Below are 23,591 nucleotides of genomic sequence, written 5' to 3'. Positions count from 1 at the left end.
GGGCGGGGCGGTCAGTGCACCCGGGCCAGGGTCAGGCCGTCGGCGATCGGCAGCATCACCGCGTCCACCCGGACGTCGGCGAGCACCTCGTCGTTGAACGCGGCGATGGCCCGGTCGTCGGCGTTCTGCGGCGCGATCACCCGGCCGCCGCGCAGCACGTTGTCGACCGCGATCACCCCGCCGGGACGCATCCGAGGCACCAGCTCCGCCCAGTAGATCGGATACCCGGTCTTGTCCGCGTCGATGAACGCGAAGTCAAGATGACGTTCGTGGGGCAGCTCGCGCAGCGTGTCGCCGGCCGGGCCGATGCGCAGCTCGATGCGATCCGCCACGCCGGCGCGGGCCCAGTACCGCCGGGCGATGCCCGTGAACTCCTCGGAGATGTCGAAGCAGGTCAGCCGCCCGCCCTCGGGCAGCCCCCGGGCGATCGCCAGTGAGGAGAGGCCGGTGAAGGTGCCCACCTCTACGGCCTGCCGCACGCCGAGCAGCCGGGTGAGGAAGGTCAGGAACGCGGCCTGCTCCGGCGCGACCTGCATCTGTGCGTTGTCCGGCAGGGCGGCGCGGGTCTCCTCGGCCAGGTCCCGCATGATCTCGTCCGGCGGCGACCCGTGCGTCACCAGGTACGCGTGCAGTTCCGACGTGAGCGGGATCGACTTCGTGGTCATGAACGGACGCTAGCCGAGCGGTTCGACCGACTGGTTGCCGGGCGCGACCTTTGTCCACAGATCGGTGATTCGCAGATCCAGCTCGGCCAGGAGGCGGCGCAGCATCGGCAGCGAGAGCCCGATGACGGTGCTCGGGTCGCCCTCGATCCGCTCCACGAACGGCCCGCCCAGCCCGTCGATCGTGAAGGCGCCGGCCACCGCGAGCGGCTCGCCGGTGCCCACGTACGTGGCGATCTCGTTGTCGCTGACGTCGGCGAAGTGCACGACGGTGGAGGCGACCGCCTCGGCCCGACGCCCCGTCACGATGTCAATGAGGCAGTGCCCACTGTGCAGCACGCCGCTGCGCCCGCGCATGCGCTGCCAGCGCCGGGTGGCGTCCGCCGCGTCGGCCGGCTTGCCGAGGATCTCCCCGTCGAAGGCCAGCACCGAATCGCACCCGATCACCAGCGTCCGCTGGTCGTCGGTCGGCCGGAGCCGGGTGAGCACCGCCTCCGCCTTCAACCGGGCCAGTTCCAGGCAGAGATCCTCGGCCTGCTCGGTGACCACCAGGGACTCGTCGACGCCGCTGACCAGCACGTCCGGTTCGATCCCGGCGGCCTGGAGAATCTTGCGGCGGGCGGGGCTCGCCGAGGCGAGCACGAGGCGGAGCGGCATCGTTTCTGGCACGTCGCCGACGTTACCGGCTGATCCGGGGAGGTGGGTCGTCGCCGTGGCGCCGGCGACGCGCAACCAGGACCCAGGCGCCACCGGCAGCCACAATCACACCGAGGGTGACCAGGCCACGGGCTGTCGCTCCGCCGTCGCTGTCGCCGGCGGGCTCCGCGACCGCCGTCGTGGTCGAGGCGGTGGGCGCCGGGCCGCTCGCCGTCGCCGAACCGAAGCCCAGCGGGGGTACGTCTGCCGTCAGCGCCGCTACGAGGTCGATGACCCCGTAGCCGTACTCGTCGTCCCGTCCCGGTGGTCCCTTGTCGACGGCGGTGGCCGTGAGCCGATGCACTACCTCGGAGGCCGGGAGGTACGGGTACTTCGACCGAATCAGTGCAGCAGCCCCGGCCACGATCGCTGTAGCTCCCGATGTGCCAGCGCCCTTCGAGTATTTTCCGTCGTAGCTGGTGCTATAGATATCAACGGCAGGCGCAACTACATCAATCTCTGGACCGGTCACGGAGACGGCCGCATGTCTTCCTACGCGATCGATTCCACCGACAGCTATTACGCCCTCCTTTGACGCAGGGTAGCTTACGCGTGCGTCCTCGGGACTGTTGCCCGCCGCCGCTACCACGACGATATTCGAGGCCAAAGCGGTGCCGACCGCCTGATCGAGGCGAGGGCTAGACGTGCCGCCGCTAGAAATGCTTATGACCTCAGCGCCTTGTGATATCGCGTATTCGATTCCTTGAGCGAGCGCATCTGGCTCACCATCGTCGTTCGGTGGGGAGTCGAATATCGGCAGAATCTTCGCCCTCGGGGCGACGCCTAGCGCTCCTTCGGTTGGACTCCGGCCGTGAGCAGCGATGAGGCCAGCCATGGATGTGCCGTGACCGTCTAGGTCTTGCCGGCCGTCGCCAACGCCCCCGGGAATTAGGTCAACCCCGGGAAGTAAGTTGTTCCGCAGGTCCGGGTGTGGATCCACGCCAGTGTCCGGAACGGCGACTACCACACCCTCGCCTTGCGTGATCCGGTGCGCGTCAGTTGCATTTAGGTAGCGCAAATGCCACTGGTCGCCTCGGATTTGGACGGACTCTGTGGGATGTGGTGCTGTGGAACTCGATACGGCCGCAGCTGCATTGAACGTCCACAGCGTTGTAACCCATAGCGTTAGTACCGCCAGCATTTTGCCGGCTGGCCGTATTCTCACCTGTTGAAGCCGATGGCAGGCCCTGGATCGATTGGGCCTTCCTCGTCTGGCGGACGGACCACTGGGGTCACTCCTTGGTCCACTTCCCAAGGATGGTCGGGATCCCACCGACGCAGTTCGTCATCGCTCTTATCGGAATGCGCAGACCGTCCGGGTGTCGCGCCGATGCTGCTAGTGCTTCCTGTGCCGGCGTAGCTACCCATGCCTGGGGAACCGCCGAAGGGGGGTGCCCCATGCGTCGAACCAAAACTTCGTCCGCCACCTGGTCGAGAACCGGCTCCACCCGTTGGCGCGGTGCCAGCGCCTCCTCCACCGATCACCCCACCGATCGGGTTGACCCGACGTGGCTGGCTATTAGTTGCCCCCGGCTGGCTGAGACCCATCCCAGGTGCTCCGCCGATAAGGCCGCCCGGCGGCATCGGCCTTGGTTGAGATGGTGAAGCGGCACTTGGTTGGCCGTTCACGCCGCCCACAATGGGCGGCCTCGCCTGACCTGGCTGACCGGATGTTGAACCAGTTGGAAACGGCCGGCTCGGAGCGCGCGGGGGGAGTCCTGACGGCATTCCGAGGTTTGGCCCGGTCGAAGGGGATGAAGGTGCCGTGGCGGGCAACGCGGGATTGGCTGGCGTCGGAGTTAGCCCAACGCCGGCGCCTCCAAGGACTGGCCCGCTGCCAGGCGCTGTCGGAGTGGAGACAGGCTTAAGGGTGCGACTTGGCCCCGGCGAGAGCGCCTCAGATTTTCCTTGCACTGGTGCCGGAACGATCGGGGGAATGATCGGTGCGATATCCGAGCCGCCATAGATATCCGGATTATCTGTGTGTTTCGGCGGCCTAACGGGAGGGGGCTTTTGGAGCATTACTTGGGCGTGTTGGAGTTCGCCGCTGAGGCCGTACATGATGCCCCGTGCCTGGACGTTGAGCCGTTCCAGGTCGGCGTCCGTCACGGGGCGGTCGGGGACGCGGCTGCCCATGGCCGCCTTCGGGTCCGCGAGCGTCGCCTCGTACGTCCGCTTCTCCTGGAGCTTGACGGCGTACTCGTCGTAGATTTTCTTGAGTTCGGCGCGGGTGGTCCCGATGGCCTGTGTCGCGGCGGAGAGCACGGTGTAGTTGGCGCTGGCCGCGTCGTGGGTGCGCTGCACCTTGTCGATCAGCTCGTCGAGCTCGCGGACGTACGCCCGGGCTGCCTCGTTGGTCTCCGGGGGCCATGCCTCCGCCAGCCCGCGCCGGTATTCCTGGAGCCGGCTCAGGTGGGTCCGGGCAAGGTCGCAGACCTTGCGCCAGCCGGCGACCTGCTTCCAGTGGTTGGTGGTGTCGTGGTCCTGGAGGCAGGCCCACATGCTGGCCACGTCCATCAGCCGCCAGTCGGTGAGGCCGGACGTGCGGCCGCTGCCCCGCTCGATCACGGCAGCACCACCCGCCCCGGCCCCGTCTCCGGCCCGGTGGGATCGTGCAACACGGGTGACGGGCCGCGTGACGCGGCGGTCGCCGGGTTGGCGAGCGCCCGCTCGACGTCGGCCACCCGCGCGGAGGAGAAGGCGTCGGAGTCGGTGTAGCGCGCGGCGACGACGCTGGCGGCCCCGGCCAGGTGGCCGGTGGCGTCGCGGACGCCCCAGACCATGTCGGCGGTGGCCTGCTGGGTCTCGTGGTGGGCGCGCAGGAAGTTGACCAGCTCGATGAAGGCGTCGGCCGGGTTGGGCACCGGCGCCTTCATGTCCTCGGCGATGTACGACAGGTGGGGGGCGTAGTTGCGTTCCACCTCGGCCTGGAGCTTGTCGGCGAACTCGCGTAACCGGCGGATGTCGGCCTCGATGCCGCCGTAACCGCGGAGCCAGGACGCTGGACGGTCCTCCTCGGGGATCATCGGCCCTCCCTATCCGTCACTGCGCCGTTTCCCTGAGTGAGGTTAATGGGTGTCCGACGCTGTCGGCAGCCCCAACCTCGCACACTCGAGCCGTTCGGCAGGGTGGGCAGGGGCACCGAGCTGGGGTGATCCGTACCGGGAAAAGGTCAGCGGGGCAGGCCGGAGGCGCGCCACCCGCCGGGACCGGCGACGGGCGTCGCGGTGGCCGGTCGCCCGCTGCGCGCCCAGGCGGACGCGGCGGCCGGCGAGGGTGCCGCGGCCGGACGGGACCGGACGACGATCGCGCCCACCAGCGCGGCCAGCTCCTCGGCGGTGGGGACCCCGCGGACGACCCGGAACAGCGGCTCTTCGGCAGACATGGCGTCAGCGTACGCGGCGGCAAGCTTGACCTGAACCGCACAGTGGCGTGCCGGCGGTGTGAGCGTCGTGCCCGCCGGGTACCGTCTGGGCGATGTCTAACGCGCTGCCCCAACTCGTCGCTGACCGATACCGGCTCCTCTCGCCGCTCGGTCAGGGCGGCATGGGTCGGGTGTGGAAGGCGCGCGACGAGGTGCTGCACCGGGACGTGGCGATCAAGGAGCTCGTCCCGCCGCCCAGCCTCACCGACGACGAGCGCCGCGAGATGCGGGAGCGGTCGCTGCGCGAGGCCCGGGCCATCGCCCGGCTCAACCACATCAACGTGGTCCGCATCTTCGACGTGCTGCGCACCGACGGCGACCCGTGGATCGTCATGGAGTACGTGGCGTCGAAGTCGTTGCAGGACACCCTCGCCGAGGACGGTCCGGTGCCGCCGGCGCGTGCGGTCGAGATCGGGCTCGGCGTGCTGGGCGCGCTGAAGGCGGCGCACAAGGCCGGCGTGATGCACCGCGACGTCAAGCCGGGCAACGTGCTGCTCGGCAACGACGGCCGGGTGGTACTGACCGATTTCGGTCTCGCCACGATCCCCGGCGACCCGAACGTGACCCGGACGGGCATGGTGCTCGGTTCGCCCGCGTACATCGCGCCGGAGCGGGCCCGCGACGGCACCGCCGGGCCGGAGGCCGACCTCTGGTCGCTGGGCGCCACCCTCTACGCCGCGGTCGAGGGCAAGTCGCCGTACGCCCGGCCGTCGGCGATCGCCACCCTGGCGGCGCTCGCCACCGAGGCACCCCCGCCGCCGAAGAACGCCGGCCCGCTCAAGCCGGTGCTCAACGGCCTGCTGCGCAAGGACCCGAACGAGCGGATCACCGCCGAGGTGGCGGAGAAGCTGCTGCGCCGTGCCGGCGGCAAGCGCACCCGCACCATCCCGCTGCTCGACGGCGTACGCCGGCCGGGGCCGAACGGCCCGCGCGAGCCGCGCCCGCCGCTGGTGCCGGCGCCGCGACCGGCCGAGGACCCGGCGGCCAGGCCGGTCAGCCCGCCGACGCCCCGCGCGCCGCAGGAGGCGGTCGCCTCCGCCAGTGTCACCGTGGCGGCCGAGAGCGCGTCCGCCGCCTCGGATGCCGCGCCGACCGCCAAGGTCGAGCCGTCGACGTCCGACACCGCGCCGACGGCGAAGGTCGAGGCACCGAAGCCGGCGGCTGGCACCTCGTCGGCCGAGCCGGTGAGCCCCGCGCCGCCCAGGCCGGTGAACCCCACGTCGGTGATGCCCGCGCCAGTGATGCCCGCGCCGGTGAGCCCGCCGTCCGGCCGCGCCACGGTGGTGTCTCCCGACGGTACGAAGCCCGACAACACCCGGCGCAACGTGCTGATCGGGGTGCTGGTGGCGCTGCTGCTGGTCGGCCTGGTGCTGGTCGTGCCGATGCTGACCAGCGGCGACGGCGACGGCGACACCCCGCAGGCCGACCCGACCACTGCCGCCTCGCAGGCACCGCAGACGTCGGGGCCCGCCGCGCCCCCACCGACCAGCGCCGCCCCCAGAGCGACGCCGTCCGCCACCCCCTCGGCGGCGGAACTGCCGGCCGGCTGGAAGCTGCACAAGGACCCGGCCGGGTTCGAATTGCCGCTGCCGGAGGGCTGGGTGCGCCGGAGCGGCGGAGCGGACACCGTCATCTTCGACGAGCCCGGCGGTGTCGGCGAACTGCTCGTCCAGTGGACGAGCACGCCGAAGTCGGACGCGGCCGCCGAATGGAGGCGAATCGAGTCGGCCCGCAAGAAAATCGTCAACAACTACCAGTACCTGAGCATCGAGCGCTGTGACTACTGGAAGACCTGCGCGGACTGGGAGTGGTTGGAGACCCGCGACGGCACGCGGATCCACGTCCGCAACCGGGGCTTCGTGACGGCCAAGAACCGCGGCTACGCCCTTCGGTGGGAGGTCGCCGCGGCGGACTGGCAGGCCAACCTGCCCAACTTCGACCGGATCGCGAGCGGGTTCGTGCCCGACCGCAAGGACTGATCCGCGGGATTCGTGCCGCTGCGAGGTTGATTCGCATGACCTTCCGTCGTACGGGGTATCTGACCCTTCACGACGGAAGGGAGGCACGACATGGGTTACCGACGGAAGGACGCCCGGCCCCGGGTGGCACTGTGGATGCTCGTGGCCCTCGGCGACGTCGTCCTGCTGCTCGTCGGCGCCGGCCTGTCGGCACTGTTCGCGCTGCTCAGCGTCGTCACCGTCGCCCTCGCCGCAGTGGCGGCCTGGCGGATCACGCGGCGTGGTGGGCTCGCCCGCGACAACGCGGTGACCGTTCCGGTGGCGGCCCGACGGCGGGCCTGACGCCCGCAGGCCCGACGGTGGGCCTGACACCGGCGCTGGTGGCGTGGCGGCAGCCGGACCAGTTGTCGACCGTACGGTGACAGCCGATCCCGCTGCCGCCAACTGCCTCCCCAGGCGAGTCAGGCTCAGGCGGTGTTGTTGGCCAGCGCGATCAGCCGGGTACGGTCACCGTTCCAGTAGTTGCGGTCGACGGGGCCGCTGATTCCGGCGACGCTGCCGCTGTCGGTGTACTGCCAGAAGCTCCAGAACGGCGCCCCGGCCGGCAGGGTGCCGGGGGAGGTGGACCAGCGGGCGATCCAGAGCGGGTGGTTCGCCCACGGGCCGGTCCAACTGCCGGTGCACGTGTTCCACCAGCTGGTGGTCGTGTAGATGACCGCGTAGCGGCCGGTACGCGAGCGGTAGGTGTTGAGGAAGTCCTGGACCCAGCTGCGCATCCCGGACGTGCTCAGGCCGTAGCAGTACCCTCCGCTGTACGGGTTGGCCTCCAGGTCCAGCGCGGCGGGGAGGGTGCGGCTGTCGGCCGACCAGGCGCCGCCGTTGGAGGCCAGGTAGTTCGCCTGGATCGCCCCGGAGGAGATGTTCGGCCGGGCGAAGTGGTACGCCCCCCGGATCACCCCCGCGTAGTACGAGTTGGTGTAGTTGCTATTGAAGTTCGGGTCCTTGTAGCTCGTGCCCTCGGTGGCCTTGATGAAGGCGAACTGGATCCCGGCGTTGCGCACGCTCGTCCAGTTGATGCTGCCCTGGTAGCGGGAGACGTCGATGCCGGGCGTGGTGGCCGCGGCCGCCGGGGTGCTGGTGGCGACGAGCCCCGCCGCCACGGTGGCGAGCGCGGTGAGGCCGGTGGCGAGCATTCTGCGCAGCGATGGTCTGGTACGGGTCATGGATGCCTCCAAGGACGCCGATGGAATTGACGACCATCTTTGAAGATAAGCGTCCTCGATCACAAGGGGCGCTAAACAAATTTACATTGACGACTGACGTTGGACTCGGCGCAGCGAAGCCGGGTCGACACCCCAGCGGAACGGCTCGGTCAGGGTGAGGCGCTCGCCCGCCTTGGCGACCTGGTCCTCGACGTAGTGCGCACCGTCCAGCCGGAACAGCCGCAACGAGTGGGTCTGGCCGTCCTGCTCGACCAGCAGATACCAGGGAATCCGGGCGATGGCGTAGAGCGGCATCCTGACCAGTCGGTCGGCCGCCGCGTTCCCCGGAGAGACGATCCCGCAGACGAGGACGACCTCGCCCGCCTCGACCACGGTGCCCTCGTCGTCGGTGTCGGCGACGACAACGTCCGGGATGACGATCCGGTCGACCCCGAGGCGGACGTTCACCGCCTCGAAGACCGCGAGGGCGCCGGCCGCGCCGTCGAGGCTGTTGGCCAGCAGCCTCGACACCGACTGGTGTCGCTTGCTCGGGGCAGGGCTCACGATCAGGCTCCCGTCGAGCAGTTCGACCCGGTTCGAAGTCTCGCCCATGGCGAGGTACTCGGCCTCAGTCCACAGGCCGACGTGGGGTTCCAGGGGTGTCGCGCTCACCGGCGTCCACGTCCCGCTCCGATCGCCACCAGGTCAGCTTCACACGATACGGACCGACGAGGGCGTAGCGACACAGGTCCGGGCCGGTAGGCTCGCGCCCCATGGTGTCGATCGACGGGCTCGGCGGTCTCTGGGACAAGCTGTTCGCGGCGCAGCCGGACCCACCGCCCCTGCTGGTGTTGCTGACCGCCGTCGTCGCGCTGGTGGTCGTGTCCACCCGGCTGCCCTGGCGGATCGCCCGAAACGCCGTCACCATCGCCCACGAGGGCGGGCACGCGCTGGTCGCGCTGCTCACCGGCCGCCGGCTGCACGGCATCCGGCTGCACTCGGACACCTCGGGGCTCACCCTCTCCGCCGGCCGGCCCGCCGGCCCGGGGATGATCCTCACCCTGCTGGCCGGTTACGTCGCCCCCCCGCTGGTCGGGCTGGCCGGCGCGTGGCTGCTCGGCGGCAACCGGATCACCCTGCTGCTCTGGGTCGCCGTGGCGCTGCTACTGGCCATGCTGGTCATGATCCGCAACGTCTTCGGCGTGCTCTCGCTGCTGGTCACCGGCGGGGTGGTGCTCGCCGTCTCCTGGTACGCCACGCCGCAGGTGCAGGCGGCGTTCGCGTACACCGGGGTGTGGTTCCTGCTGCTCGGCGGCGTGCGACCCGTGGTGGAGCTGCAACGGCTGCGCTCCCGGGGACGGATGCCCGCCTCCGACGCCGACCAGCTCGCCGGGATCACTCCGCTGCCGGCGTTCTTCTGGGTCACCGTGTTCGCCCTGGTCAACCTGGTCGCCCTCGGCGCGGGCGCGCTGCTGCTCGCTGGCCCGATCCTCGCCGAGGCCGGCATCACGCTCTGAGCGGCGCCGACCCGGCACGGGGAAAGTACGGGGAGACACCACGCCTGACCAGGCCGTCCGCCGTCGCCGGGGAGGGCGCGGAAGCGCGAGCGGGCAGAATGGGCCCGAGCTTGCGGTCCGCCGCGCGCTGCGGGATCGGGTTCCGGCCGGCGGGTTCCGGTCGGCGGAGCTGGCGAAAATGATCGGTTGACCGGGCAACCGACGGCCCCGGCCGGCGCGTGTTCCCTGCGACCGTCACGGGGGAGGTAGCAGGGTGCCGGACGTCGACGGCTTCGACGAGTTCTACCGGGGCAGCCGGCAACGGTTGCTGGGCTTCGTCTACGTGCTCACCGGTGACCTCGCCGAGGCGCAGGACGCCGTGCAGGAGGCGTACGTGCGCGCCTGGCAGCGCTGGTCGACCGTGAGCGCGTACGAGGAGCCGGAGGCGTGGGTGCGGGTGGTGGCCAGTCGGATCGCGGTCAGCCGCTGGCGCAGCCTGCGCAGCCGCGCCCGCGCCTACCTGCGGCACGGCGCCACCGATACCGTTCCCGGCCCGGATCCCGACACCGTCGACGTGGTCGCCGCGCTGCGCCGGCTGCCCGAGGAGCAGCGCACCGCGATCGCCCTGTACTACCTGGTCGGCATGCCGGTGGCCGAGGTGGCCCGGCAGACCGACGCCCCCGTGGGCACGGTCAAGGCCCGACTCTCCCGTGGGCGCGCCGCGCTGGCCGGGCTGCTCGCCGTCTCTGATCTGAAGGAGGCCGCCGATGCGTGACGAGACGAGGTTCGTCGACCGGCTGCACCGGGACCTGCGGGACGTCCGCTGGCCGGAGCCCGCCGAGATCCGTGCCCGGGCCCGCCGGCGCAGCCGGCGTACGGCGCTGACGGCGGCGGTCGCGGTGCTCGCCGTGATGTCGGGTTCCGCGTACGCGGTGGCCGGGCGGCCGGTGTCGCCGCCGCCCCCGGTCGCCGCCACCCTGGTGTCTCCGGCGCACGCCGCGTCGGCCGAGGTCCCGCAGGAGGCCCTGCTCACCCCCCGGGACGTGCCCCTGAAGACGGGTGTGCAGCTCGGTGAGACGGGCGTGGTGGAGCCGGTACGGGTCGACCCGGTGCTGGAGTCCTGCGGCCGCGAACGGGGTGTGCCGTCGGGCCCGGCCACGTCCCGCTATTCGCGGTCCCGGACCCTGCTCCGGGCGCCGGTGGACCCGACGACGCGACAACCGGTGCTCACCCAGGACGTGTACCGGGTCGACCCGGGCCAGGGGCGGCTGGTCTTCGGCCTCGTCGGGCTGCTGCTCAACGCCTGTGCGGAATGGCAGCTCGCCGGCTCCGCGTTCGTGGACGGCCGCACGGTGCCGACCGTCCAGACGCACCGGTGGGAAACGCCGGCCAGCGGCTTCGCCGGCGACGAGTCCGTGATGCTGCGCCACGTGTCGCTGGCCCCCCGCAGCGCGGGCGACGGGAAGGTGGTGGCCGCGACCCCGGCGGTCGAGGTCACCATGGTGGTGCGGGTCGGTGACCTGGTCACCGTGGTCGCGACCGGCCCGGGCGCCGTCGCGGACACGGTCGACGGCGTCCGTCCCGGCCGTGGCCTGAGTCACGCCGAGCTGGAGGCGTTGGGCAGGACCGCGGCGCACCGGATGTGCGCGGCGGCGAACCCCGGCTGCTGAACGGAGGTCCCCGCCTCCACGAGGACGCGGGGACCTCCGGAAATGTCCTTACAGCGGGATGTTGCCGTGCTTCTTCGGGGGCAGGGTCTCGCGCTTGGTACGCAGCACCCGCAGGGCGCGGACGATCTGCGTGCGGGTCTCGTGCGGCGGGATGACGCTGTCGACGTAGCCGCGCTCGGCCGCGATGTACGGGTTGGCGAGGGTGTCCTCGTACTCGGTGATCTTCTCGGCCCGCACGGCGGCCGGGTCCTCGGCGGCGGCCAGCTCCTGCCGGTAGAGGATGTTCACCGCGCCCTGCGCGCCCATCACCGCGATCTGCGCGGTCGGCCAGGCGAAGTTCAGGTCCGCGCCGAGGTGCTTGGAGCCCATCACGTCGTACGCCCCGCCGTAGGCCTTGCGGGTGATGACGGTGACCTTCGGGACGGTGGCCTCGGCGTACGCGTAGATGAGCTTCGCGCCGCGGCGGATGATGCCGTCCCACTCCTGGCCGGTGCCGGGCAGGAAGCCGGGAACGTCCACGAAGGTCAGCACCGGGATGTTGAACGCGTCGCAGGTGCGCACGAACCGGGCGGCCTTCTCCGACGCGGCGATGTCCAGGGTGCCCGCGAAGTGCATCGGCTGGTTGGCGACCACGCCGACCGGGCGCCCCTCGACCCGGCCGTAGCCGATGATCAGGTTCTGCGCGTAGAGCGGCTGGACCTCCAGGAACTCGCCGTCGTCCAGGACGTGCTCGATGACCCGGTGCATGTCGTACGGCTGGTTCGCCGAGTCGGGGATCAGCGTGTCCAGCTCCCGGTCCTCGTCGCTCACGGAGAGGTCCGCGGGGGCCTCGTAGACCACCGGCTCGTCCAGGTTGTTCGACGGCAGGTACGACAGCAGCGCCTTCACGTACTCGATCGCGTCCTCCTCGTCGCTGGCGAGGTAGTGCGCGTTGCCGCTGCGGGAGTTGTGCGTACGGGCGCCGCCCAGCTCCTCCATCGCCACGTCCTCGCCGGTGACGGTCTTGATGACGTCGGGGCCGGTGATGAACATGTGCGAGGTCTGGTCGACCATCACGGTGAAGTCGGTGACCGCCGGGGAGTAGACGGCGCCCCCCGCGCACGGGCCCATGATCAGGGAGATCTGCGGGATGACTCCGCTGGCCCGGACGTTGCGGAAGAAGATCTCGCCGTAGAGCCCGAGCGAGGCCACGCCCTCCTGGATGCGGGCACCGCCGGAGTCGTTGATGCCGACGACCGGGCAGCCGATCTTCATGGCCAGGTCCATCACCTTGACGATCTTCTCGCCGAAGACCTCGCCGAGGGAGCCGCCGAAGACCGTGAAGTCCTGGGCGAACACGCAGACCTGGCGGCCGTCGATGGTGCCGTAGCCGGTGATCACGCCGTCGCCGTACGGGCGGGTCCTGTCCAGCCCGAAGTTGGTGGACCGGTGCCGGGCCAGCTCGTCCAACTCGACGAAGGAGCCCTCGTCGAGCAGCATCTCGATCCGCTCGCGGGCGGTCTTCTTGCCCCTCGCGTGCTGCTTCTCGACCGCGCGCGCCGACCCGGCGTGCACCGCCTCATCGACCCGTCGCTCCAGGTCAGCCAGCTTTCCCGCGGTGCTGTGGATGTTGATCCCGGTCTCGGTAGTCACCCTGGGAATATAACGATGGTTCAGGCCGTCGCCCCTGTGCAGTTCGCCTCAGCCCGGCGACCGCTCGGCGACGACGCCCACGGACGCCCGCCCGGCGGCCGGCGGGTGGGCGTCGGGCGGGCCGTAGGCTGACGGGATGCCGGGCTCGCCGTACACCGATCTGGACCGTCCGCCGCTGTCGGCGGCCCGGTTGCGGCGGGCGCTGGTCGCCCCGCACGGGCCGTGGGCGCGGCTGGAGCTGCGTGTCGAGACCGGCTCGACCAACGCGGACGTCGCCGAGGCGGCCCGGGCCGGCGAGCCGGAGGGGCTGGTGGTGGTCGCGGAGCGGCAGATCGCCGGACGCGGCCGGCGCGGCCGGGCGTGGCAGTCACCGGCGCGGGCGGGCATCGCCACCAGCGTCCTGCTCCGGCCGGGGGAGGCCGTCACCGACCGTGGCTGGCCGCCGGTGCCCCCGTCGGGGTACGGCTGGCTGCCGCTGCTCGCCGGCGTGGCCCTGGTCGAGGCGGTGGCCCGGCTGGCCGAGCTGGACGCCGGCCTGAAGTGGCCCAACGACCTGCTGATCGGCGACGCGAAGTGCGCCGGGATCCTCGCCGAGGCGGTGCCGGGGGACTCGCCGGCGCAGCCGCCCGCGATCGTGCTCGGCATCGGCCTCAACGTCACGCTCCGCGCCGACGAGCTGCCGGAGCACCCGACCGGCCTGCCGGCGACCTCGCTGCAACTGGCCGGCGCGGCGGCCACCGACCGCGATCCGCTGCTGCGGGCCCTGCTCCGCTCGGTCGCCGACTGGTACGCCCGCTGGCGTTCGGCCGGCGGGGACGCGGTCGCCAGCGGGCTGCGCGACGCCTACCTGGCCGCCTGCGCGACGATCGGCCGCCAGGTACGCGTACTGCTGCCCGGCGGCGGGGAGATCACCGGCGCCGCGACCGGCGTGGACGCCGACGGCCGACTGCTGGTCACCACCCCCACGGGCGTGCGCGCCCTGGCCGCCGGCGACGTCCTCCACCTCCGCTGACCCCCGGCCTCTCCTTCCCGCGAGCTTGCACTTTGCCCTGGCGAACGGGGCGAAAGCCGCGAGACGGGGGCCGACACCGCAAGATCGCGGGGGCGGGATCGCCGCGCGGCTGATGTCGCGGCGGGAGGGAGAGCGGTTACGGTCAGCGCGTCCGTTTCTGCGAGGAGGTTCCCGTGGCGTTCCCCGATGACGTGCTCACCGAGGACGAGCATGTCGTGCTGCACCTGCACCCGCACTGGAAGGCGCTGATCCGGCCGGTCGCGGTGCTCGTGCTCGCCGTCGCGGCGGTGGTGGCCGGCATGGTCCTGCTGCCGTCCGGCGGGGGCGGCTCGATCGCGCTCGCCGTGATCGGGGTGCTGGCCCTGGTGGCGGTGCTCTGGCTGGCGCTCTGGCCGTTCCTGGTCTGGCGGACCACCCACTACCTCTTCACGAACGAGCGGGTGCTGCTCCAGCACGGCGTGCTCTCCCGCGACCGGCGGGACATCCCGCTCACCCGGGTCAACGACCACGCGATGAACCAGCGGTTCGTCGAGCGCCTGCTCGGTTGCGGCACCCTGACCATCGAGTCCGCCGGCGAGCGCGGGCAGTCCGTCCTGCACGACGTGCCTGGGGTCGGCCAGGTCCAGACCAAGCTCTACGAGCTGGTCGAGGCCCACCACGACAAGCACTCCCTCGGCGACGCCGAGATGCGCGACATCCTGGCGGACATGAACGAGGGGAAGCCGCTGCGCGACCCCACCGCCTGAGTCCGGCCCCACGCCCGTCCGCCCGCCCGCCCGGTAACGGCGCGGCGGCGCGGGGCGTGGCGGGTCAGCGGCGCGGGGTGCGGCGGGTGCTGGCCTGGAGTTCGGCGGCCAGCTCGGCCTCCAGCTCCCGGTCGAGGGAGCCGCCGATGCCGGCGTCGAGCGGCACGGGGCGGCCCTGGAGCGGGGCGCTCTGGCCGGTCGCCGGCACGGGGGCCGGGCCGCGCCGTTCGGCGCCCGGTGGTGGCTGCGCCTCCTCCAGCTCGGAGATGGATTCGGCCAGCTCCGCCACCGGGTCCATCTCGGCCATCGTGTCCCACTCGTCGCGCGGGATGCTGTGCCACGTCTCGGCGGCGTGGGCTGGTGCCGGTTGGAAGACGAACGTCCGGTAGGACCAGAACCGGAACAGCGTCGCGAGCAGCACGCCGCCGGTCTTCGCCACGTTCAGGGCCAGCAGGCTGGTCACGCCCAGGCCGTACTTGGCGGCGGCGAGGACGCCCAGCTCGATGAGCAGGCCGGCTCCGTTGAAGAGGAAGAACAGGGCGTATTCGCGTCGCATCGCCGACTTCGGGCGGTCGCGGTACGTCCAGTGGCGATTCATCAGATACGACGTGATGGTCGCCACGATGGTGGCGATGACCGTCGCCTTCAACTGGCCGTCGACAAAAACGGTGAGTGCCAGGGCATTGAACACCGCGTAATTGATGACGGTGTTGACGCCGCCGACGATGCCGAATTTGAGCGCCTCGTGGATGAACTTCTGCCAGCGCTCGGGCAGCAGACGGACAAGACGCATGCGGAACACCTTAGGGCAGTGGGCGGGGCCGGGAGGCTCCGGCCGGGACGAGGTGGGCGGCAGGTCACGCCCGGTGGTCTCGGTCGTGCTTCACTTCCGGAACGGCTGGGGTTCCCGCTTCCACGAAGACGAACCGTCGGTAGGACCAGAATCGGAACAGCGTCCCGAGCCCGGTGCCGACGATGAAGCTGGCGATGTTGTCGGCCAACGGGGTCTGGAAGACCTCCGGCCAGATGCTGCCCAGGCCGTAGCGGCTGATGGCCAGGCAGGCGACCGCGATCCCCAGGCCGACGCCGTTGAAGAAGAAGAACAGCGCGTACTCGCGGGCCGGGTTGGAGCGCTTGCGGTGCCGCCACGTCCAGAACCGGTTGCCGACGAACGCCACGGTCGCCGCGATCACCGTCGAGACGGTCTTCGCGGTCACCTGCTCGACGCCCCGCACGCTCGTCATGTAGTTGAAGAGCGCGAAGTCGATCAGAAAGGCGATCCCGCCCACGGTGGCGAACTTGCTCATCTCGCGGACGAGCTGGCCGAAACGCTCGACCAGTGCGTGGGCCAGACCCGGGCGGGTCTGCCGGGAGCCTGGCTCCCCGGTCATCGTCGCGGCCACGACGCCGAGCCTACCGGCTGGTTGCATCCCACACGGGTAGCAACGACGGGCGACCCGCACGGGTGTGCGCCTGTGGACAGAGCGTAACGAGTCGGGGCGGTCGAGCGGGACGGTTCGCGAGTCCGTCGACGGGACGCGGCGGGTCGGCCATCGGTGTTTCCCACAGGATTTGCGTGAAACTGCGCGCGAAAGCGGGTATTAGCTCGTGATGCCGCAGCGTGACCGCACCTTGTGCAGTTCTTCACAACCAGTCCCACTGACTGGCGACGCCACCCGGTTTACGCTGAGGCCAATCCCAGGTTTCCACGAAGGGCGACGCACCGCGCCGTAAGGGCGCGCAGCGCCGTCAAGACTCGTGCATCCCATAGACCGGTCAGCGTCGACCACCAAGGAGATGTGTCATGGTTGCTCCGGCTACCGTTCGGGGTATCGATCAGGCCCCGACGTCCCACCCCAAACTGCTCGCCTGGGTCCGTGAGGTCGCTGAACTGACCACCCCCGATCGTGTCGTCTGGGTGGACGGGTCCGACGAGGAGTGGCGGCGCCTCACCGATGAGCTCGTCGAGGCGGGCACCCTGATCCGCCTCAACCCGGAGAAGAAGCCCAACTCGTTCTACGCGCGGACGGACCCGACGGACGTCGCCCGGGTCGAGGAGCGCACCTTCATCTGCTCCGTCGACGAGGCGGACGCCGGCCCCACCAACAACTGGATGGCGCCGGCCGAGATGAAGCGGACGATGACGGAGCTGTACCGCGGTTGCATGCGCGGGCGCACCATGTACGTCATCCCGTTCTGCATGGGCCCGGTCGAGGCCGAGAGCCCCATGTTCGGCGTCGAGATCACCGACAGCCCCTACGTGGTCGCCTCCATGCGCATCATGACCCGGATGGGCGCCAAGGTCCTGGAGGCCATGGGCGACGACGCGGACTTCGTCCACGCGCTGCACTCCATCGGCGCCCCGCTGGCCCCCGGGCAGCAGGACGTGGCGTGGCCGTGCAACGAGACGAAGTACATCTCGCACTTCCCGGAGACCCGGGAGATCTGGTCCTTCGGCTCCGGCTACGGCGGCAACTCCCTGCTCGGCAAGAAGTGCTACTCGCTGCGGATCGCCAGCGTGATGGGCCGCGACGAGGGCTGGCTCGCCGAGCACATGCTCATCCTCAAGATCACCTCGCCGGAGGGCAAGGTCTACCACGTCGCCGGGGCGTTCCCGTCGGCCTGCGGCAAGACCAACCTCGCCATGCTCGAGCCGACCGTTCCGGGGTGGAAGGTCGAGACCATCGGCGACGACATCGCCTGGATGCGCTTCGGCCCCGACGGCCGCCTCTACGCCGTCAACCCCGAGTACGGCCTCTTCGGCGTCGCGCCCGGCACGGACTGGAAGACCAACGCCAACGCGATGCGGACGCTGGACCGCGGCAACTCCATCTTCACCAACGTGGCCCTGACCGACGACGGGGACATCTGGTGGGAGGGCATGGGTGAGCCGCCGGCGCACCTTATCGACTGGAAGGGCAACGACTGGACGCCGGAGAGCGAAAACCTCTCCTCGCACGCGAACAGCCGGTTCTGCACCCCGATCACCCAGTGCCCGATCCTGGCCGAGGACTACTACGACCCGAACGGCGTGCCGATCGACGCGATTCTCTTCGGTGGCCGTCGCCGGGACACCATCCCGCTGGTGACCGAGGCCCGCGACTGGGTGCACGGCGTCTACATGGGCGCGACGCTCTCCTCGGAGACCACCGCCGCCGCCTCCGGCGCGGTCGGCGTCGTCCGGCGCGACCCGATGGCGATGCTGCCGTTCATCGGCTACCACGCCGGCGACTACTTCCGGCACTGGATCGAGATGGGCAAGGGCGCCGACGGCGACGAGTCCAAGCTGCCGAAGATCTACTACGTCAATTGGTTCCGCAAGGACCCGGACGGCAACTTCCTCTGGCCCGGTTTCGGCGAGAACTCCCGCGTCCTCAAGTGGATCGTCGAGCGGATCGAGGGGCGCGCCGAGGCGGTGGAGACGCCGATCGGCATGGTCCCGGCCCAGGACGCGCTCGACGTCGAGGGCCTGGACATGACCCCGGAGGACGTCCGGATCGCGCTGAAGGTCGACCCGGAGGAGTGGCGCAACGAACTCCCGCTGGTCACCGAGTGGTTCGAGAAGTTCGGCGACAAGCTGCCGGGCGTGCTCTGGGCCGAGCTGGACGCGCTGCGCGCCCGGCTCGACGCGGAGCCGCAGCGCTGACGACAGGTGTGATCGACGCCCGTACCGGGCATCATCGGTTCCCATGAGGACGGCCGCCGAGACCGAGGTCCGGCGGCCGTCCGCCGTCCGGGCGCTGACCACGCTGCTCGCACTGACCGCGGCGGCCACCGTCGTGGTCGAACTGCTCAACTGGTGGTACGCCCCGGAGCAGGGCTTCGGGCTGGCCGTACGCACCGGCTGGGCCATGCTCCGCTCGCTCGGCTTCCTGCTGCTGATCGGGCACGTCCGTCGCGGCCGGACGGTGGCCCGGCCGTTCGGGCTGATCCTCGCGGTGACCACGGTGTTCGCCGTCGGGCGGCTGATCGTGCCCCGGCAGGGCGTGCCGCCGCTGCCCGGGCTGCTCGGGTTCGCCCTGATCACCGCCCTCTGCGCGGCCGTGATCTGGCTGCTCTACCGCTCGCCCGCGGTGTCCGGGCACCTGGTCCGCCACCGGCCCCGGCTGGTCATCGACCGTAGTGGCATCTCCTGGCGGGAGACCCCACCCCGCCGGCCCGAGGTCAACGGCTGGCTGCTCACCAGCCGGGTTGCCGCGTTCACCTACAGCCCGCTGATGCTGGTCCCGGCCCTGGTCGCCGGCGGCGCCGTGCTGGACGACCGGCTGACCGCCGTGCCGGCAGTGCTGTTCTGGTTCGCCGCCGGCATCGTGACCAGCTACGCGGTACTGTTCTGCACCGCCTTCCTGATGCGCGGCAAGGGCTGGGCGCGCATCCTGCTGGTGGCGGTGACCGTCGTCGTGCTCGCCGTCGACCTGCCGCTGTGCTGGTGGCTGCTCGGGCTGGACGGGCTGGTCCGCGACGGCGGCCCGCTGCTGGCCGCCGCCGCCCTGACGGTCTACGGCCTGTGGCGCGCGACCCGCGCCGAGCGAACCGAGCGCGCCGGGCTTTCCGAGCGTGCCGGGTGAACCCGAGCGCACCGGGCGAACCGAGCCGGGCCGGGGCAACCGGGCGCGCCGCACCGGCCTGACGGAGCGACGAGTCGGGACAGATCACGGGCCGCTGTCGAGCGCTGTCGAGCTGCCCCGTCCATGGGACCGCCGGAATGACGAGGCTGGCCGCCCGGCTGGTGCCCTGTCTGTGCGGGCAGCTCGACAGGACCCGAGCCGTTGGTCGGTGCCGGGTCGACGACGTGCTGACGGACGTGCCGGTGCGGCATCGGCGCGCTGCGCGTGCGCGACGGCAGGATGGCCGGAAGGCCGAAAGGCCGAAGGTCAGGAGGCCGGGAGCGTGGGAAGCCGGGAGGCAGTCGGACCGGCGGGGCGGTGACCGGACCCGACGGTTCGCCGGGCACTGGCGGTTCGCCGGGCATGACGGTTCGCCGGGCAAGGACGGATCGCCGGGCACGACGAATCGCCGGACCGGTGAATGGCGGGCAGGACGGGTTGCCGCGCCGGCCGGGGCGGGCCGGTGACGCCGGCCGGAGGGAGGCGACGCGGTGAGCGACGAGTTCGACGTGGTGGTGGTCGGGGCCGGTCCGGCCGGGTCGGCCGCCGCGCTGGCGGCCCGGCGGGCGGGGGCGAGCGTCCTGCTGCTGGACCGGTCCGACTTTCCCCGGGACAAGGCGTGCGGGGACGGCATCGCGGCGCACGCGTTGGACGTGCTCGCCGAGCTGGGTGTGCCCGACGCGGTGGCCGGACACGCGCCGCTGCCGGCGTTGCGTCTGGTCGGGCCCGGTGGCGGCACGGTGGCCCGGGCGCTGCCCCGGCCGGCGTACACGGTGCCCCGGACGGTCTTCGACGCCCGGCTGGTGGCGGCGGCGGTCGCGGCCGGCGCGCGGTTGTGCCGGCACGCGGTGCGGCGGGTGGAGGTCCGCGCCGACCGGGTGGTGCTCGACGGGGAGTTGGCCGCCCGGGTGGTGGTCGGCGCGGACGGCGCCGGGTCGGTGGTCCGGCGGGCGCTCGGGCACCGGGTGAACCCCGACCGCCACCTGGCGCTCGCCATCCGGGGATACGCCCCGGCGCTGCCCGGCCCGCCCGAACAGCTCATCGTCACCTCGGCGCCGCGCTGGCCGGCGTACGCCTGGTCGTTCCCGATCGGCGACGGCCGGGCGAACGTCGGGTACGGGGAGGTGCTGCGGGGGGAGCCGCTGAGCCGGGCGCACCTGGTCGACCGGCTCGGCGCGCTGCTGCCCGGCACGGACCTGGCCACGGTGACCGACCTGCGGGCGCACCACCTGCCGCTGTCGACGCACCGCCCGCCGCCCGGGCGCGGCCGCATGTTGCTCGCCGGCGACGCGCTCTCGCTGATCAATCCGTTCACGGGCGAGGGGATCTTCTACGCCCTGCTCTCCGGCGCGCTCGCCGGCGCGGCGGCCGCCGGCCCGCCCGAGCAGGCCGCCCGGCGGTACGCGGCGGCGCTGCGCCGCCGGCTCGGCGCCCACCTGCGGCACAGCTCGTTCGCGGCCTGGCTGGCCCGGCGCCGGCGGGTGGTCGACGCGGCGGTCCGGGCGGCCCGCCGGGACGACCGGGTCTACCGGACGGTGGTCGAGTTGGGGCTGGGCGACGGGCGGCTCGACGCCCGCACGCTGGGCATGATCGGCATCGGTCTGGCGGCGTGGGAACGCCATCCGAGGGGGTGATCGGCGGGACAGGTCGCTACGCTGCAAGGTGATGACTCTGCGGGACCTGATCTATTCGGTGTACGAGCGTCGCCTCACGGCCAAGCTCGCGGGCAAGCCGGTGCCCCGACACGTCGGCGTGATGTGCGACGGCAACCGCAGGTGGGCCCGGGAGATGGGCTACGTCGACCCGAACGACGGGCACCGGGTCGGCGCCGCGAAGATCAAGCACGTGTTGGGCTGGTGCGACCAGGCCGGCATCGCGCACGTCACGCTCTACCTCCTGGCTACCGACAACCTGCGCCGGCCGGCCAGCGAGCTGGACCCGCTGCTGCAGATCATCGAGGACCTCGTGGTCGAGCTGGCCGAGGAGGGGAACCCCTGGCGGCTGCGCATGGTCGGCGCGCTTGACCTGCTCCCGGCGTCGACCGCCGCGGCGCTGAAGGCCGCCGAGGAGCGCACCCGCGAGCGCAGTGGCGGGGCCGAGGTCAACATCGCGGTCGGCTACGGCGGCCGGCGGGAGATAACCGACGCGGTGCGCTCCCTGCTGCTGGAGCACGCCGCCTCCGGCGGCACCATCGAGGAGCTGGCCGAGGTGCTGGACGTCGAGCACATCGCCGAGCACCTCTACACCCGGGGCCAGCCCGACCCGGACCTGGTCATCCGCACCAGCGGCGAGCAGCGGCTGTCCGGCTTCATGCTCTGGCAGTCCGCGCACTCGGAGTTCTACTTCTGCGAACTCAACTGGCCGGACTTCCGCCACATCGACTTCCTCCGCGCCCTGCGCTCCTACGCCAACCGGCAGCGCCGCTACGGGGCCTGACCTCCCGGCTCCGGCCGCCCCGACGCGTCAGGTGAGGTGGTGGGCGGCGGCGGTGAGGAAGTCGCCGAGCGCGGCGGGGGAGTCCAGGGTCAGGTCGGCGGCCTCCGCGACCTCGTGGCCGGTCTCCGGGTTGGCGACGGCGACGCAGACGCCGAAGAAGTGCGGATCGGCGGCGGCCCGGGCCCGCAGCGCGGCGAACGCCTTGATGTCGGAGACGTCGTCGCCGAAGTACCAGGCGCCCTGGGCGTCCCGGACCACCTCGTCGATCACCATGCCCTTGTCCCGGTCGACCGGCGGCTTGACTTCCAGCACCATCCGCCCGGCCTGGACCTTGAGCCCGAGCCGCTCGGCCTGGGCCCGGCCCCACCGCTCCACGGTGTCGCCGAGCTGCGGCACCGTACGCCAGTGCAGCGCCACGGAGAGCCGCTTGTACTCCACCAGCGCGCCCTGGGGCAGCTCGGCCCGGGCCAGCTCGGCCAGTTCGGCCATGGTGGGCACCCACGGCAGGGCCGCCGGCTCGGTCACGGTCTCGCCGCCCGAGTGACTGTGCTCCAGGCCGTAGAGGCCGTACAGGTCGATCCCGGCCAGCCCGCCGAGGCGGTCGCGGAGGAACTCGACCGGTCGCGCGGAGACGATCGCGATCCGCCGTACGACGGGGGCGAGCGCCTCGATCGCGGCGAGCACGTTCGGCGCGGGCCGCACCGCGGTGGGGTCGTCGTCGACCGGCGCCAGGGTGCCGTCGAAGTCGAAGAAGAGCACCGTCGCGGCGGCCCGCCCGGCGGTCGTCCGCCAGGCATGGTCGGCGTCCAACGGGGTCTTCGGCTGCTGGTTGCCATGGTTCAACGGCGGCACGCGCGTCAGCGTACCCCGGCCGGGTCGGCTCAATCCCGGTCGAACGGTGAGGTCCGGCCGGCGTCCGGAGGAGCGGTCGGCGCGGGAGGCGGGCCTGGCGGGGTCAGCGTTCGGCGGCTCCCCGTCCCCGTCGCCCGAACGGCACGACGGCCGCCTCCTGGCCGTGGCTGAGCAGGTAGCCCTCCACGAACCCGGTGTTCCGGTCGCCGCTGCGTTCCTCGATCTCCTTGAGTCGGCTCACCAGGAAGTCGGCGAGCGCGCTGATCCGGTCGTTCAGCCGGTCGTGCAGCTCGGCGACCACGGCCAGGACGACCGCGGTGCCGGCGGTGGTGAGCGCGAGGAGGTTGACGAGCAGGGGAAGCTGCCCGCCGTTCACCGCCAGCGTCACCACGTTTCCGGTCACGCCCAGTGTCACCGACACGGTGGCGATGACGACTGCCATCCACTTCAGGGTCATGGACAGACCCCTCCTTCTGTCCCGCAGGGCTGGGTTCGGCCTTGTCCCGTCCCCCCGCCGACGACGAGCCCAAGCAGTACGAGTAGGGACGCTAGCGTGCCCGTTCCGGCCCCGGAGCGAAACGAATGGGTCTGACCTGCTGTTCTTTCGCCATCTGAGGAACTACCCGGCCTGTTTACCTCGTTTTCGGGCATCGGCCGGCATGGTCGGGCGATATGCGAGGTAACGGATGGTCTCCCGGATGTGGAACTTCTCCGCGTCCGAGACGTCGGGATCGACGAGGCGGCGCAGCAGCGCCTCGACGTCGGGGTCCATCGGCGGCGGGGTGGGGGTGCTGCGGGGCGTCGCCGTGCGGTCCCAGCCCAGCGCGACGAAGGCGGTCGCCGGGTTGAGCCCGAGGCCCTCGCAGAACGCCACCACGCGCTCGGCCTCCGGGTCGCTGGCCCAGTCGCCCCGGACCCAGCGGTTGATGGTCTGCCGGGAAACCCCGGTGCGACGGGAGACCTCGGTGCCGGTCCAGGCCCGGGTGGCCCGGGCCTCGTCGAGCGCCCGACGGACGAAGGTGGCGAAGGCGATCTTCCGTGCGTTGGCCGTCTCGGTCACGTCGTGACGGTACGACCCGCCGGCCAGTCGTGCCCGTCCCGGCACGCTGGTGTCACGCGGACGAGACGCGAATGTCGGCCTGCCGGTAAACGATCCGGCACTGCTTCTGAGGGGTGTCACCTGGGCAGAGTAGGTGCC

24 protein-coding genes are annotated in these 23,591 nt (G+C 71.6%); 11 read left to right on the top strand and 13 right to left on the bottom strand.

Annotated features, from left to right (window positions below):
- Window positions 1-11: 11 nt before the first annotated feature.
- The 5 genes from ABZ793_RS18190 to ABZ793_RS18170 all read right to left on the bottom strand — a co-directional run bounded on the left by ABZ793_RS18190 (window position 12) and on the right by ABZ793_RS18170 (window position 4,743).
- Window positions 12-665 carry an O-methyltransferase gene (locus tag ABZ793_RS18190; RefSeq protein ID WP_357458375.1) on the bottom strand — a complete coding sequence of 218 codons (654 nt, stop codon included), beginning with the start codon at window positions 663-665 and terminating at the stop codon, window positions 12-14.
- A gap of 9 nt (window positions 666-674) precedes the next feature.
- A complete protein-coding gene (locus ABZ793_RS18185) occupies window positions 675-1,331 on the bottom strand; it encodes a nucleoside triphosphate pyrophosphatase (protein WP_357458372.1) in 657 nt (218 codons plus the stop codon).
- Window positions 1,332-1,341: 10 nt separating this feature from the next.
- Entirely contained in the window at window positions 1,342-2,397 is a 1,056-nt protein-coding gene (gene mycP, locus ABZ793_RS18180; RefSeq protein WP_357458503.1) for a type VII secretion-associated serine protease mycosin, read from the bottom strand.
- 1,525 nt (window positions 2,398-3,922) lie between these two features.
- Entirely contained in the window at window positions 3,923-4,384 is a 462-nt protein-coding gene (locus ABZ793_RS18175; RefSeq protein ID WP_357458369.1) for a hypothetical protein, read from the bottom strand.
- A gap of 146 nt (window positions 4,385-4,530) precedes the next feature.
- The gene (locus ABZ793_RS18170; RefSeq protein ID WP_357458368.1) at window positions 4,531-4,743 is read right to left on the bottom strand and encodes an acyl-CoA carboxylase epsilon subunit; all 213 of its coding nucleotides are present in this window, start codon (window positions 4,741-4,743) and stop codon (window positions 4,531-4,533) included.
- 92 nt (window positions 4,744-4,835) lie between these two features.
- Between ABZ793_RS18170 and ABZ793_RS18165 the strand changes: the two genes are divergently transcribed.
- Together ABZ793_RS18165 and ABZ793_RS18160 are read left to right on the top strand one after the other, a co-directional pair.
- Entirely contained in the window at window positions 4,836-6,761 is a 1,926-nt protein-coding gene (locus ABZ793_RS18165) for a protein kinase (protein ID WP_357458365.1), read from the top strand.
- A 90-nt stretch (window positions 6,762-6,851) separates the two neighbouring features.
- Complete coding sequence (locus ABZ793_RS18160; RefSeq protein WP_357458362.1) at window positions 6,852-7,082, top strand: hypothetical protein; 231 nt, start codon at window positions 6,852-6,854, stop codon at window positions 7,080-7,082.
- A 125-nt stretch (window positions 7,083-7,207) separates the two neighbouring features.
- On the opposite strand, the gene ABZ793_RS18155 is transcribed toward ABZ793_RS18160, so the two are convergent.
- Complete coding sequence (locus ABZ793_RS18155) at window positions 7,208-7,963, bottom strand: GH25 family lysozyme (RefSeq protein ID WP_357458359.1); 756 nt, start codon at window positions 7,961-7,963, stop codon at window positions 7,208-7,210.
- An 81-nt stretch (window positions 7,964-8,044) separates the two neighbouring features.
- Window positions 8,045-8,614 (bottom strand): Uma2 family endonuclease, encoded by a 570-nt coding sequence (locus ABZ793_RS18150; protein ID WP_357458357.1) that lies wholly within the window; start codon window positions 8,612-8,614, stop codon window positions 8,045-8,047.
- Between the two features lie 101 nt (window positions 8,615-8,715).
- Between ABZ793_RS18150 and ABZ793_RS18145 the strand changes: the two genes are divergently transcribed.
- The 3 genes from ABZ793_RS18145 to ABZ793_RS18135 all read left to right on the top strand — a co-directional run bounded on the left by ABZ793_RS18145 (window position 8,716) and on the right by ABZ793_RS18135 (window position 11,108).
- The gene (locus ABZ793_RS18145; protein WP_357458354.1) at window positions 8,716-9,459 is read left to right on the top strand and encodes a M50 family metallopeptidase; all 744 of its coding nucleotides are present in this window, start codon (window positions 8,716-8,718) and stop codon (window positions 9,457-9,459) included.
- 253 nt (window positions 9,460-9,712) lie between these two features.
- Window positions 9,713-10,213: a SigE family RNA polymerase sigma factor gene (locus ABZ793_RS18140; RefSeq protein ID WP_357458352.1), complete on the top strand. Its 501-nt coding sequence runs from the start codon at window positions 9,713-9,715 to the stop codon at window positions 10,211-10,213.
- The gene (locus ABZ793_RS18135; RefSeq protein WP_357458349.1) at window positions 10,206-11,108 is read left to right on the top strand and encodes a hypothetical protein; all 903 of its coding nucleotides are present in this window, start codon (window positions 10,206-10,208) and stop codon (window positions 11,106-11,108) included. The genes ABZ793_RS18140 and ABZ793_RS18135 overlap by 8 nt, the downstream gene beginning before the upstream one ends.
- A gap of 48 nt (window positions 11,109-11,156) precedes the next feature.
- Here ABZ793_RS18135 and ABZ793_RS18130 read toward each other — a convergent pair whose 3' ends face one another.
- A complete protein-coding gene (locus ABZ793_RS18130; protein ID WP_350703448.1) occupies window positions 11,157-12,740 on the bottom strand; it encodes an acyl-CoA carboxylase subunit beta in 1,584 nt (527 codons plus the stop codon).
- 136 nt (window positions 12,741-12,876) lie between these two features.
- Here ABZ793_RS18130 and ABZ793_RS18125 point away from each other — a divergent pair, with 136 nt between their 5' ends.
- Window positions 12,877-13,752, top strand: coding sequence for a biotin--[acetyl-CoA-carboxylase] ligase (locus ABZ793_RS18125; protein WP_357458346.1), 876 nt, complete (start codon window positions 12,877-12,879; stop codon window positions 13,750-13,752).
- Between the two features lie 173 nt (window positions 13,753-13,925).
- Window positions 13,926-14,498, top strand: a complete 573-nt coding sequence (locus ABZ793_RS18120) for a PH domain-containing protein (protein ID WP_357458344.1) — start codon at window positions 13,926-13,928, stop codon at window positions 14,496-14,498.
- Window positions 14,499-14,562: 64 nt separating this feature from the next.
- Here the strand turns inward: ABZ793_RS18120 and ABZ793_RS18115 are convergent, their stop codons facing one another.
- The gene (locus ABZ793_RS18115; protein ID WP_357458342.1) at window positions 14,563-15,291 is read right to left on the bottom strand and encodes a GtrA family protein; all 729 of its coding nucleotides are present in this window, start codon (window positions 15,289-15,291) and stop codon (window positions 14,563-14,565) included.
- A gap of 64 nt (window positions 15,292-15,355) precedes the next feature.
- A complete protein-coding gene (locus ABZ793_RS18110) occupies window positions 15,356-15,928 on the bottom strand; it encodes a GtrA family protein (RefSeq protein ID WP_357458339.1) in 573 nt (190 codons plus the stop codon).
- A 374-nt stretch (window positions 15,929-16,302) separates the two neighbouring features.
- On the opposite strand from ABZ793_RS18110, the gene ABZ793_RS18105 reads away from it, so the two are divergent.
- From ABZ793_RS18105 to ABZ793_RS18090, 4 genes are all read left to right on the top strand, one after another.
- Window positions 16,303-18,144 (top strand): phosphoenolpyruvate carboxykinase (GTP), encoded by a 1,842-nt coding sequence (locus ABZ793_RS18105; protein WP_357458336.1) that lies wholly within the window; start codon window positions 16,303-16,305, stop codon window positions 18,142-18,144.
- 43 nt (window positions 18,145-18,187) lie between these two features.
- Entirely contained in the window at window positions 18,188-19,066 is an 879-nt protein-coding gene (locus ABZ793_RS18100; protein ID WP_357458333.1) for a hypothetical protein, read from the top strand.
- Window positions 19,067-19,596: 530 nt separating this feature from the next.
- Window positions 19,597-20,739, top strand: a complete 1,143-nt coding sequence (locus ABZ793_RS18095) for a geranylgeranyl reductase family protein (RefSeq protein ID WP_357458330.1) — start codon at window positions 19,597-19,599, stop codon at window positions 20,737-20,739.
- Window positions 20,740-20,770: 31 nt separating this feature from the next.
- A complete protein-coding gene (locus tag ABZ793_RS18090) occupies window positions 20,771-21,541 on the top strand; it encodes an isoprenyl transferase (protein WP_350678538.1) in 771 nt (256 codons plus the stop codon).
- Window positions 21,542-21,568: 27 nt separating this feature from the next.
- Here ABZ793_RS18090 and otsB read toward each other — a convergent pair whose 3' ends face one another.
- The 3 genes from otsB to ABZ793_RS18075 all read right to left on the bottom strand — a co-directional run bounded on the left by otsB (window position 21,569) and on the right by ABZ793_RS18075 (window position 23,453).
- Entirely contained in the window at window positions 21,569-22,393 is an 825-nt protein-coding gene (gene otsB, locus ABZ793_RS18085; protein WP_357458327.1) for a trehalose-phosphatase, read from the bottom strand.
- Window positions 22,394-22,496: 103 nt separating this feature from the next.
- Window positions 22,497-22,850, bottom strand: a complete 354-nt coding sequence (locus ABZ793_RS18080; protein WP_357458324.1) for a hypothetical protein — start codon at window positions 22,848-22,850, stop codon at window positions 22,497-22,499.
- Window positions 22,851-23,012: 162 nt separating this feature from the next.
- Window positions 23,013-23,453 carry a helix-turn-helix transcriptional regulator gene (locus tag ABZ793_RS18075; RefSeq protein WP_357458321.1) on the bottom strand — a complete coding sequence of 147 codons (441 nt, stop codon included), beginning with the start codon at window positions 23,451-23,453 and terminating at the stop codon, window positions 23,013-23,015.
- Window positions 23,454-23,591: the final 138 nt, after the last annotated feature.

This window comes from Micromonospora sp. NPDC047465 (assembly GCF_040643125.1).
Classification (GTDB): Bacteria; Actinomycetota; Actinomycetes; order Mycobacteriales; family Micromonosporaceae; genus Micromonospora.
The sequence above is the reverse complement of the archived record's forward strand: the minus strand, read 5'-3'. Positions and strand labels throughout refer to the sequence as shown.